The organism is Lacrimispora brassicae (assembly GCF_054772055.1).
On record NZ_BRYH01000045.1, the window covers coordinates 15,652 to 27,841 of the forward strand.

The 12,190-nt window shown below is 36.8% G+C and carries 13 protein-coding genes; 3 read left to right on the forward strand and 10 right to left on the reverse strand.

The window, feature by feature from the left end:
- Nucleotide 1 precedes the first annotated feature (1 nt).
- From ACYVD3_RS20610 to ACYVD3_RS20650, 9 genes are all read right to left on the reverse strand, one after another.
- Nucleotides 2–262 (reverse strand): acyl carrier protein, encoded by a 261-nt coding sequence (locus ACYVD3_RS20610; protein ID WP_460644376.1) that lies wholly within the window; start codon nt 260–262, stop codon nt 2–4.
- An 81-nt stretch (nt 263–343) separates the two neighbouring features.
- On the reverse strand, nt 344–1,129 hold the full coding sequence (locus ACYVD3_RS20615) for an ABC transporter permease (RefSeq protein ID WP_460644377.1): 786 nt from the start codon (nt 1,127–1,129) through the stop codon (nt 344–346).
- 20 nt (nt 1,130–1,149) lie between these two features.
- The gene (locus ACYVD3_RS20620; protein ID WP_460644378.1) at nt 1,150–3,069 is read right to left on the reverse strand and encodes a carbamoyltransferase C-terminal domain-containing protein; all 1,920 of its coding nucleotides are present in this window, start codon (nt 3,067–3,069) and stop codon (nt 1,150–1,152) included.
- 37 nt (nt 3,070–3,106) lie between these two features.
- Nucleotides 3,107–4,309, reverse strand: a complete 1,203-nt coding sequence (locus ACYVD3_RS20625; RefSeq protein ID WP_460644379.1) for a DegT/DnrJ/EryC1/StrS family aminotransferase — start codon at nt 4,307–4,309, stop codon at nt 3,107–3,109.
- A 14-nt stretch (nt 4,310–4,323) separates the two neighbouring features.
- On the reverse strand, nt 4,324–5,268 hold the full coding sequence (locus ACYVD3_RS20630) for a hypothetical protein (protein ID WP_460644380.1): 945 nt from the start codon (nt 5,266–5,268) through the stop codon (nt 4,324–4,326).
- Between the two features lie 7 nt (nt 5,269–5,275).
- Nucleotides 5,276–6,217: an NAD-dependent epimerase/dehydratase family protein gene (locus ACYVD3_RS20635; RefSeq protein WP_460644381.1), complete on the reverse strand. Its 942-nt coding sequence runs from the start codon at nt 6,215–6,217 to the stop codon at nt 5,276–5,278.
- A 39-nt stretch (nt 6,218–6,256) separates the two neighbouring features.
- Nucleotides 6,257–6,793, reverse strand: a complete 537-nt coding sequence (gene loaP / locus ACYVD3_RS20640) for an antiterminator LoaP (RefSeq protein WP_460644382.1) — start codon at nt 6,791–6,793, stop codon at nt 6,257–6,259.
- A gap of 142 nt (nt 6,794–6,935) precedes the next feature.
- Nucleotides 6,936–7,190, reverse strand: a complete 255-nt coding sequence (locus ACYVD3_RS20645) for a PqqD family protein (protein ID WP_460644383.1) — start codon at nt 7,188–7,190, stop codon at nt 6,936–6,938.
- Between the two features lie 12 nt (nt 7,191–7,202).
- Nucleotides 7,203–8,114 (reverse strand): hypothetical protein, encoded by a 912-nt coding sequence (locus ACYVD3_RS20650; RefSeq protein ID WP_460644384.1) that lies wholly within the window; start codon nt 8,112–8,114, stop codon nt 7,203–7,205.
- Between the two features lie 702 nt (nt 8,115–8,816).
- Between ACYVD3_RS20650 and ACYVD3_RS20655 the strand changes: the two genes are divergently transcribed.
- The 3 genes from ACYVD3_RS20655 to ACYVD3_RS20665 are packed head-to-tail and all read left to right on the forward strand — an operon-like array spanning nt 8,817 to nt 10,577.
- Nucleotides 8,817–9,263, forward strand: coding sequence for a transposase family protein (locus ACYVD3_RS20655; RefSeq protein WP_460644385.1), 447 nt, complete (start codon nt 8,817–8,819; stop codon nt 9,261–9,263).
- Nucleotides 9,244–9,429 carry a transposase gene (locus tag ACYVD3_RS20660; RefSeq protein ID WP_460644388.1) on the forward strand — a complete coding sequence of 62 codons (186 nt, stop codon included), beginning with the start codon at nt 9,244–9,246 and terminating at the stop codon, nt 9,427–9,429. Before ACYVD3_RS20655 ends, ACYVD3_RS20660 begins: the two co-directional genes overlap by 20 nt.
- Entirely contained in the window at nt 9,426–10,577 is a 1,152-nt protein-coding gene (locus tag ACYVD3_RS20665; RefSeq protein WP_460644386.1) for a transposase, read from the forward strand. Before ACYVD3_RS20660 ends, ACYVD3_RS20665 begins: the two co-directional genes overlap by 4 nt.
- Nucleotides 10,578–10,763: 186 nt before the next feature.
- Here ACYVD3_RS20665 and ACYVD3_RS20670 read toward each other — a convergent pair whose 3' ends face one another.
- A complete protein-coding gene (locus ACYVD3_RS20670) occupies nt 10,764–11,996 on the reverse strand; it encodes a transposase (protein WP_460644387.1) in 1,233 nt (410 codons plus the stop codon).
- Nucleotides 11,997–12,190: the final 194 nt, after the last annotated feature.

Consider the following 12,190-nt stretch of genomic DNA (forward strand, 5'->3'; position numbering starts at 1 on the left):
TTTAATCTGTATTCATCCTTTTATTTTCAATAAAAGCGACCAGACTGTTAACATTTTTCAGGACATCTCCACCCAAATCAGTATCATCGATTTCGATATCAAACTTTCGTTCAATCGCAACTAAAAGTTCTAACCCATCCACTGAATCCAAGCCAATACCGCCATCAAATAGTAATACATCATCCCCAATTTCAGAGACATTAATATCTAAATTTAAGGAATCTACAATTGTCTTCTTAACCTCTTCGTATAATGAATTCATAACTTTTGCTCCTTTATATTATTCTATTTTTTTATTTTACACACTTACACTGATAAATCTAATGATCACTGGAATCCTTTACTAAGCACCGGCGCCCCGATACCTTTGTAATCCCTTCATCAATATTACTTTACTAATTCCAAGCCAGAAGATTGCAGTTATAACCGAACCAACTAAACCTGACAAAGAAGGACCAAAAGCCAAAGTCCTGGCCGCCGGATTTGCAACTACCGTCAAGGGAATTATAAAAGTAAATAACCAGCGGATCTTTGTCGGATAAATCTCTGCCGGATATTCCCGAAAATCATATGTGGCATAATAAATCTTTTCTAACCCTTGGGAGCGACGCGACCAGAAAGACGAATACATTAATGTAAAGTACATTCCATATAGAATTAAAACACCACAAATTATCTGAATAATATAGATTACACATGCATAAAACGTGATATTGTATCCGAAAGTACTGCATTTCCACCAGACAATAATAACACCAATCAGTATTTGTATCAGCCCACTTATATCAACGATGCGAAAACTAACTGCAAAGATGGCTGGTAATGGTTTTAATAGAACCTGATCCAGCCCCCCTTCATTAATGTAATACCCCAGCATTAAGCCGTTTACCATAAAAAATGCCGTCATTAAGTAATTAATGATATAATGAGTACCAACCAATATATATAACGAATTCACATCCCATCCGGAGATAAATTCAAAATGTTGGACAATTACTTTGAGGAATATTAATGTCCCAACAAAATATGCTAAATCCGTAAACATCCGAATGATGAAATTAGTCCGAAACAGCATTTCCCGCATGATGCACATTCTGGTATATTGAACAACAATCCGCACGTACCGCATCTGAGTGTATTCCCTCCCCTCTAAGTCAATAGATTCCCATACATATCAAAATCTGATTTGAATTGTTTTATAATTTTTTTCAATTTAATCACTTCTCGTTCTGACGTCAGATCGAAATCTTGTAGCACTTCATTAATTTTGTAAATATTCAGTTCATTAAAATCAAGCCGAAATGGATTCAGCGATGCAAGAAGTTCTTCATTTCCGGCATTTTGGGTAAAATATTGATGATCTCTTTCCAGGGGCTTATCTTCAAGATAATCATCATGTTTCTCAAATTCAATTCGACTGCCATTCACATATACAATCCTGATGCCCTTGCGAAGTGCAAAATTGAACGCTTCGGGGATCTTGTTAACAATCGGTTCGCCCCGGTCGTTAAGTGAAGTATTGCAGATAATTGGAATCCCGGTCTTTTCGTAGATACTGGTAATAACTAAAAACAACTTATCATCCTCTTGTGCTGCGATGGTCTGAACCCGGGCACTTCCATCAAGATGCAGTACTGCCTCAATAACTCCCCGCTTTTCCGGTTTTATTTGAAAATTATTTAGCATGTAAGGGGATGAAAAAGATTTGAGAAACCATTCATCAATCTGATTCTCCAGAATAATCGGCGCCACCGGACGCCACCACTCACGTTTTTTATAGATATTCAATAAATCCTTTGACTCTAGTTTGGCTGGATTAGCCAATATACTCCGGTGGCCAAGCGCCCTAGGTCCAACTTCCCCCCTGCCATCAAACCAAACAATTGGTTCATTAATAATATCATCAGCCGCACGATCAATTCCTTCATATACATCTTTGATAAATGGTTCAAAAAGGTTAAGAGCAGTAGTTAAATCGTCATCACAATTACTATAAAAGGAAGTTTTAAACTGATACTGAAAAACATCACATTTTTTGTAAAAGTAATACAACCCCATACCGATTGCTATGCCACTGTCATTAAGGCAAGGGCAACATAACTGACCCTTAAATCCGAAGTTATCAATAATATTTGTATTTGTCGGACAATTAAGTGCATACCCTCCGGAAAGTGAAATATATGAATTATTAGAATTTATCTGATATTTCTTTAGAATATCAGCCAACATATCGTTGATACTTTTTAATGACATTTCCTGAATAAATTTCATTATCATACTAATCTTGTTTTCATCCTCTGAAAACCGATTATCATAGTCAGTGCAAATCTCTTCCATATTTTCCGCTGAATAAGTAAATACCCAATCGGTAAATTGACGCAAAATTAATACATTTTTAGTGATATCCTTAACTCTGTAGATATCCGGCAGAATCGGGGGATCCTTTTTTAGTTTTGTCGTTGTTGCATAAGCAAGTGCCATCAGCGTTCCTTCTGGTTTCTTAAAAAGGACTGACAAATAATACCAGTACGGACCAGGCGAAGGAATCGGAAACACTTCAAGATTTCCCTTAATTGACACACAACCACAAAAAGCTTCTTTTTTATACGCGTTTTTATCAACGACATAGTCTGGTCCGGCATCATATGCTAAAGAAATAATTGTTTCATGATAAAATATATCGGTATCCATAATCATTGAAGCAAACATATGGCATACTGCATGATAAGAAATATCCGGTATTTGCGTAATACTATGATAATCATCACAAGTAGATAGTTCTGGCATCCCAAATACTTCCTGCATATCATCCAGCGTGATCGAATATTCATAAAGCAGCTGATTGATAAAACTAATCGCCGCTTCTTTATCATAAAATGCTGCTTTATGATGCTTAAGTCCTGATATTCTTTCAAACTCCCAATGATGGATAAGTTCGATCTTTTTGCCGTTTTTTTTAAACAGCGCCATATTATGATCATGTCTTAGAGATAGATTCATAATGTGGAATATCGGGTCAACATCAGAATAAACCGCCAGGTAATATCCGTCATTTAGCTCAGTTTTCATATCTTAAGTCTCCAATCACCAGCATATTTATTGTTTTTCAGATCCGGTAACTACTAACTAATTTATTATGATTTTGCGAAACTTTATTAATTGCATCAAAGATATCATCAATGTCTTTCTTTTCACCAAGGAATAACGGATGGTCAAACCAGATAGATTCTTGAAAACAAGCTTTCTCTGCAACCACACACTCATTATGATACGCTTTTAATGATTTGTTGTAATACAAAGGGAATTTATAACCAATGTGACACGGAATCCCCTCCGCTTGCAGCGCTGCAAGAAAGCGGTGGCGCAAGATCCCATGAAATAGCTCTGAATCATAACGACAGATAAATAAATGTAGCCCATGTTTGGTTACTCGCTGATCTTCCGCCAAAGGTTTTAAAAACGGCGTTTTACTTAGCAGTCCCTGGAAATACAACATATTCTGCTCACGTAAATTCTGGTATCTTTCAAATTCTTGATATTGTGACAAAAGCAAGGATGCCCCAAGAGGATAAAAGCGATAATTTTCTCCTACTTCCTGATGTTCACACCATAAGCCATCGATCTTTCGACCCATGTTATGCAGTAACCAGCATTTTTCATAGAGTTTACGATCTCGGGTGGCAATGAATCCCCCCTCACCACAAGTTAGGTTTTTGGCTGAATGGAAGCTAAAACAAGCAATATCCCCCCAACTGCCAACAGGCTTTCCAAGCCATTCTGCACCATGTGCGTGAGCACAGTCCTCAATAACTTTTAAACCATACTTTTCGGCCAGTGGAAGAATACGACCAAAATCAACCGGATATCCCCCAAAGTGAACTACCACGATGGCTCTTGTCCGGGAAGTAATTGCCTGCTCCAGACATAAAGGATCAATATTGTATGTATTTTCATCAATATCAATAAAGACCGGCTTGAGTCCTGCTTTTAAGATGCAATAAGCACTGGCTGCATAAGTATATGACGAGACCAGTATTTCTGAACCAGGCTCAAAATCCAATGCTTGTACCGCGATATTTAATGCGGCCGTCCCATTGATGACAGCCAAGCCATAATCGAGGTTCAGCCTTTTCGCATATAATTTCTCAAATTGATCAACCTCATTATTTGTATCACCCATGCCACGGTACCATGTCCCGTTTTGTAGGGTATTTGCAAGATTGTTTATGTCATTTTCACTAATCTGCGGCCATTGAGGAAAAGGTGTGCTTCTCACCGGAACACCACCTTTTAGCGCTAATTCTTGCATTTGAACACCTCCATTTATGAGTATTTGTTTACTAGTGATATCAAATCAAAAGTAATCTGCTCTTCAAAATCAGCAATTTCGAGAATCTTCTGTGGGATTCGTAATAATGAATGCCTATCGTTAGGATTCAATCTACTTTTAACCGCAAAAAAAGAAATTGTATTCCATTGCTGAGATGCTTGCAATATGCGGTTTGCTAATGAGACAAATTCCAGGATACCAAATTGTTCAGCAAAATAAGTCAGCGTTCTGGCAAAATAAATTCGTCCTTTTTGAAGCAATCCGACATTAAGAACAACAGGTACTGTGTCTTCGATCCAAGCCGGTAACCGATCATGGCAATTATTTATTTCCTGATAAAGTTCTTCGGAAAATCTTCGCATTAAATTAAATGAGTACAGCTCGGTGCTTATCCCCAGCCGATCAATAACATCCTGAATAACCTCCCGCCAATCTGTCCCTTTATCCGGTTTATCGACCTTTGCAAAGGTAATACAAGGACCACAGCCTTGGGCAAATAGTTTGAATGGTAACCTTTCTTTGTATTTAGGCGGATTAGCATCATTACAAATTAAATCCTGATTTTCTTGATCCATCCCAATGACAAGACAAAAGTGCGTATAGTATTCTTTTTGATGCGGATGCCATGGGCAAAAATGTGAATTGATATAAATGATAATTGGCCTCTGTGCAGCAACTTCGACCTGAAGAATTGGTAAAATCTCTTCAATTTCCGTAGTATCATTCCAAGTTACTTTAATTCCCGAAAATGCTTCTAAGATACGCCAGGAATCATAGCGGTATGCATGAACTCTACCCCATATTGAGTCTGTCTTCTCAGAAATCGGTTTACTAAAACCAAACCACCAGGCACCGGCACCAATTATTTCAACCGCTTCACAATTCCAGCTTTTAACAACGGTTGCAATTGAGCTAAATAAACAATCTATATTTGACATAACCCTCTCATTCTTTCTGTTCTTGGTTAAACCGATAGTAATTTAACGTTCTAATCAAACCCTCTTTTATTCTAACTTGGGGTTCCCAATCTAATACTGTTCTTGCAATTGAGATGTCAGGTTTTCTGCGCTTGGGGTCATCTTCAGGTAACGGCATGAATTTTATTTCTAAATCCCGGCCTTCAATATCACTAAATAACTGAACCAGGTCAATAATACGAAATTCATCTTGATTGCCAAAATTTACAGGTAATTGATAGTCAGTATCCATTAGTTTTAAAATACCTGAGATCAGATCATCAATATATTGAAAACATCTTGTCTGACTGCCATCGCCATATACTGTAATAGGAGTTTTATCGATTATTTGTTTCATAAAATTGGTCACTACCCGCCCATCTGCTAAATCCATATTAGGTCCATATGTATTAAAAATGCGGATCACTCTGATTGGAATTTTATATTTTTTATTCATCGCATATATCATTGCTTCAGCATACCGTTTTGCCTCATCATAGCAACTTCTTGGACCGTAACAATTAACATTTCCCCAATATTTTTCAGACTGTGGTACAACTAATGGATCACCATAAATTTCACTAGTTGATGCAAAAAAAAAGCTTGCCCCTTTACGGTTAGCAAGTTTTAATAAATGCATAGTTCCTTCACTATTTACTCTCAGCGTTTCAAGTGGATATTGCAGATATTTTGGTGGACTGGCCGGGCTGGCAAAGTGCATAACCCAATCTAGCTCCTCTTCTATCTCCAATGGTTCAATCACGTCCTGCTCAATAAAGCGAAAATTTGATGATCTAGCTAGTTGATCAATAGTACTCCGGCGGCCAGTTAGATAATTATCTACACCAATTACTTGGTTTCCCAGTTTCAACAATTGTGCTGAAAGGCTGCTGCCAATAAATCCTGCTGCTCCTGTTATCAAAATCTTCATCTGTCCACTCTCCTGTCATTTATCTTGCCGTTACGATATTTAACCGATCGGTATTTTTTCCACAATTTCCAGACTAACAGTCAACTGCCGTACCTCTCCCAACATATCTATTTCAATCACCGCCTGCCTTTTATGTCGATTGATTTTTTTGATGATATTTTCAAAACCGATCAGAGGCCCTTCATTTATTTTGATTCTATCACCCACAATCAATCCTTTTGAACTGCCAATGCAATGATTGATTCCAAATAAGTTTTTCAGCATTGTCCGTTCTCGTTCACTTATCACAATATCACTTTTATTGCCATAATTAACAATCTGGTATATCCCCTCAATTTTCATAATATATGGCGATATTTCAAATACAAAATCTTCAGTTCCTAATTCTGAATCGATAAAAACATATCCTCTAAAGTATATTTCCACTGATTTAATCGTCTCACCTTTTTTTCTAAATAAAGTTTCCTTCGTCAAAACATATGGCGAAAACAATGACGAAACTAATCGCTTCTTAAGTAACCTGACGATCCTCTCTTCAAATCCTGTTTTCACAAATAAAACATAACTATTTTTCATTATATTTCACTCCAAAAGGCCTGGCTTCGCCATCAGATTTTTAATCTTGTTAATAAAATATTCTCATTAAAAATCTTGCCGCGCCCCACCGACGACCAAGAATGAATTCCTGAAATTATAAAATGTCATTATTTCAGCAATTTTACAGCTGAATAATAATACCAATTTGTAATGCCTGATCAATAAACGCTTTTATGTCATTCACCAGGATGTCCTTTTCGACTGAATATTTAGATAATAAATCTTCAGCAATTTCATCCGATGATTTACTTTCAATTGCCAGCCAGATCTCAGAAGCAATTTCATTCAAATCAATGCTAGAACTGTCTTCCGTGTTAAATAAATAGCATATATTTTCGATTTCTTCCCAGATATATTGGGGATTTCTTTTGAACATAACCTACCTCCATCACCCCCGCTTATTTTTCATAATTTCAGTAAGTATATTATTTTTTAAAATCTGCATTTGCTGAAACAGCCTTTCATCAAAATCCAAAAGCTCTTTAAAGCGAATCATACATCGGTCATAAAATTCATCTTTTTTATATAATTTGGATTTATACGTCAGGCTTATGATCAGATTCCACTGAGTTATATATTGTTTTGCTGCCAAATAAATTGGTTCCAATTCGTTGATTTGATATTCTATCCGTAATTTATTGATAATTCGTAACAAACCATTATACCGGAACGCAAAATTCCGTAAATGAAAAATCATGTTTAATTTATCAATTTTTTCCACTGATAAATTCGCCATATTATCAATAAAGTTACGATCAATATTGCATCTAAACTCAAGGTTTTGATGTAAATATCTCAGTTCATCCCTCTTACCAGGTATAATTGATTTGGGATTGACAAGCCATTCTAATGGCTGGCCATAATCACGATACATTTGATCAATCACTAATGCATCGATAAATCCATAAAATTCTGGTGAATCATCATATACATGATATTGGTTTTGATCATTCATTCCCTCAATTAGAATGACATGGCCGCCAAATCTGTCAACAGCAAAGACCTCATCATATTTAACATATGGTAACTTAGCATCCCGTCCGATGTGGACTAATGCAGGAATGCCCTTATTAACTAGCGAACTGATTGATTCATGTGAATATTCTCGATCAATATGATAAAAATCAAATGTATGATCAATGTATTTTTGTGGTACTGATAAATCATAATCTACCTTTTGCTGGAACTCATCGATAATAATTGTACCTGTCCAGCTATTACACATAGCTACGTATTCTGAAATAAATGGTGAAACCCTTAAGATTTTATGTATATAACAATCAACAAATAAATTGTCCATATTCTTTCACCCCATAATTACTTATAATTTTCACCGCCACTGGGTATTAAATCTGACAAATAAAATGAAAAAGAGTACAGCATGTTATTATTATTTTAAATTAATGATAATACCTTAAGTTCACTTAACAAATTGTATGAGTAAAATTTACAATTACTGCTAATGGTGACTTGTACATTTTTTTTGTTTTCATCATTACGCCCCCCCTTCAATATTTTGTCTGCTATAACTTTGTCTAGATAATTAATTTATATGCTCTTAATTATAAATCAAAGGCGTACAGCATGTTATTATTTTAAATTAATGATAATACCTTAAGTTCACTTAACACCCCTTCATATCAGTACATGATGTTAGCAAATTCTACAATTACTACTAATGGTGACTTGTATATTTTTTTGTTACGATCTTGCGCCCTCCTTTCAGATATTCTTGCTTTTATGTTAAAACATAACAACATGCTATACTCAACAAAATACAAAATCAAACTATTCCTTTTTTTTCCATATTTTATATTTTACCAATCAAATGAATACTCTGTCAAACACCATTGGATACATTAAAAGGCGAATTGATTACATACAGATTCATAAAACAACAATGAACTCTCAATGAGAATTAACGTAAACGCTCCATAGGTTCTTTCCATAGTTAGTTGATTTTGCCGCATAAAAGTTATATAATTGCGGTGAGGTGAAAAATATGGAGAATGCTATTCTAAAACAATTAGATATCAACCTTGAATGCAGTGATTGTATCATACAGGACAAGAAAGTCATTTTAAAAATTTCATCAAACCAGCATACCATTACATGTCCTTATTGCGGCAAAAAATCCAACAAAGTGCATTCCACCTACCAGCGTGAGATTCAAGATTTACCAATTCAGGAAAAGCAGACAATTCTTCTGCTAAATACGAGAAAAATGGTTTGTGGGAATCCGGAATGCCAATACAAGACTTTCTCTGAACGTTTTGACTTTGTTCAACCTGGAGGCAAGAAGACCAAAAGGCTGACGGAAAAAATACTAATTACCTCGTCAAAACTCAGTGCCATGAACGCATCAAAGCTGTTAGCTTCAAATTCCATTCATGCAAGCAAAAGCAGCATCTGTGATCTGCTTAAAAAAAATGCCAACTCTTGTGGATAAGTCCACCATCACAAAAATATGTGTGGATGATTTTGCTTTCCGCAAACGATATTCTTATGGCACAGTGATGGTGGATTTGGAAAGCCATCGCATTATTGATATTCTCAATTCAAGGGAGACAAAACAGGTAGAGGAATGGCTTAGGTCTTTCCCTACCTTCAGGTGATATCTCGAGATGGCGCACAGACATATGCTTCAGCTTCTACCAATGCACACCCAACAGCGATGCAGGTCAGCGACCGATTTCATCTGCTAAAGAACCTTTCTGAGGTTGTTGAACTCTATTTGCGTAAACTTTTCCCCTCCAGGCTCCAGATTCCAGAGACATCAGCTGCACAGAGCGAAGAGATGAAGGCGTTGTATGATACACGCAACCGAGCAGAAAGGATTCACTTTGCGCAGAAAAAGCGTGCGCAAGGGTACACCGTCAATGATATATCGATGCTGCTCCATTCGAGTGTAACAACGATTCGCAAATATCTTTTGATCCCTAAAAGCAGCATACCGGAATCAAAAATAATTGTTCGGGAGCGCCATCATCAAGAGGAACTTACCAGAAAACAGGCTGCGATTGAAGAAGTCCGGGATCTTTATGCTTCAGGCTGCTCCATTGATGAAATCACACGCAAAACCGGACATGTTAGTCACACAGTAAAAAGATATCTTAATGATGGCTGTTCCTTATGCAATGGCCATTATGATGACCGTCGCCCAGGAAAACTTGCTCCCTATGAAAAAGAAATTTTGGAACTTAGGGCCCAGGGATTTACATATACCCTAATCCATGAGCATATAAGCGAAAAAGGCTATACCGGAAGCGTTGCCTCCCTACGTATGTTCATGCAAAAAGAGCGAATTCACATGAAAGAAGCCGCTGGATCAAAAAACCAGCAAGTAGAATATATTCCGAGAAAATTTTTATGTCAATTAATCTATAAGAAGCTGGAAAGTATAAAAGGTCTCACTCTGGAACAGTATGAGGCCGCTATAAAAAAGTATCCCCTACTTGGTCAACTTTATGGTTTGTTGAAAGAATTTCACAGAATTGTATTTTCCCAAAAAGGTGTCGAGTTAGAGGCTTGGATTGAAACTGCATCAAGCTTAAAGATTGATGAATTAGACACCTATTTAAACGGCTTACGCTCGGATCTCAATGCAGTAAAAAACGGCATTGAACAGAAATACAACAATGGCCTTGCTGAAGGAAGCGTCAATAAAATCAAGTTAACGAAACGTATCATGTATGGTAGAAATAGTTTTCAGTTACTCCGTGCAAAGTTACTTTTAAATGAATTTTACTACAAAATCAACTAACTATGGAAAGAACCTATTAGACGCTTACTTGAGTTTCCGCAAACTGTAACTTAAAAATGAATAAATCTTCCCCAAGTGCCAATCTGCCGTTTTTTGAAAGGTCTAAGAGTGGCAGTTGCTGGATTAGTGGCACTTCAATAAGCCCCGCCTGAAACCGGACCATGGCAGAAATATTTTTTTATCTATCTAAGCGATTAACTTAAGGCAGAGTTGACGGTATGCAGGTCGTTTTGTCCTGAACCAAAGCCTGATGCCTTCTTTTGCATACGATAGTATGCCAGAGATGCCTTTCGCCAACCGGTAATAGCAAAATTGAACTTTTTTCTTTATAGGAGCTGCTGTCTGTATGATTGAAACCTTAAGGGTATTTGTTTCCGGCTTCATTGAAATCAGTGCCAGGAATGCCATACACAAGGTGATATAAAAATTAAGAGCGTTAATTGATTTCATTTTCCGGACACGAAAGTTTTCAAACTGGAAAACCTGCTTCTTACAGCGAAAGTATTCCTCAATACGCCAACGTGAAAAATAAAGCCTGGCAATACGGATCACATCATCTTTAGACTTTAATTCCTTATTAGTTGCCAGCATCATGGGATGCTCTGTGATGCCGTATACAAGAACCAGGTAAATGTCCTTTTTGGAAGCAGTTATCTGGACTTTAACATGAGATAAATACGCTTCCCGTTCCTTGCCTTTATAGAATACAGGGGTTTTGATCTTTCCTTTCCTGCGGTTGCGTAATTGTGTGGCAGGAACCCATTTGTTGTGAAAAAAGAGTTTTCGTTTGACAGTAAGACGGATCACATAATCCTGTTCCAGTTCGTCCATCTTAAGGAACATCTTGTTGTCATCATAGCCCCGGTCCATAACAAAAGTAGCTTTAGCAAACATGGCTTTTCCTAGCTCCATAGCATGGAAAGTAACACTATTAATGGAGGTGAAGGTCTTTTCTTTTGAAGAATGGATTTTGGAATAAATGCTGACCGGGTGATTACTATTAGTCATAACACAGGCTTCCGTGACATGGTAACCCTTTTCGTAGACATTTTTTGTGTTGGTGCTTTTAGACCCATCTCGAACAAGACCCAGAGCTTCGAACTTGTATCCATCAGGCTTGACGATATCACTATCATCGATATGAATTACGGGTTCTTGAGGTACCCATTTACGAACAGTTTGAAGATAAGAATGCAAGGATTGTTTGGGAGTTCCTTTATTCAAATGTCTGGTAAGGCGCTCGACGCAGTTGACTTTTTTAGAATCTTCGTGAAGCTGATCCACAATATCAGTTAGAAGGCAACTGTTGGAAGCTAGTATTCCGTAAGTAATGTCAGCAGTAAACTTTCTGTCCGGCTTGGAAAGCTTACGTGAAATTTTATTTGAGAAATTTGAGAAATTTAAAATTTCCCGTTTCAAAATGTAAGTATTTGTAGTAGAATTGTGCATAAGGAATCCCTCTCTTTTTTGTTTAGTAAGGTTTTGTTTTGGTGACTTAATTTTACAGCAAAAAGGGAGAAGATTCCTTATATTTTAGGCATTTTCTTAAAGTTGTTTATTATAATACCTATGAGGTGAGGGTACTGTGGATAAAACTGCGGAAACTCAAGATT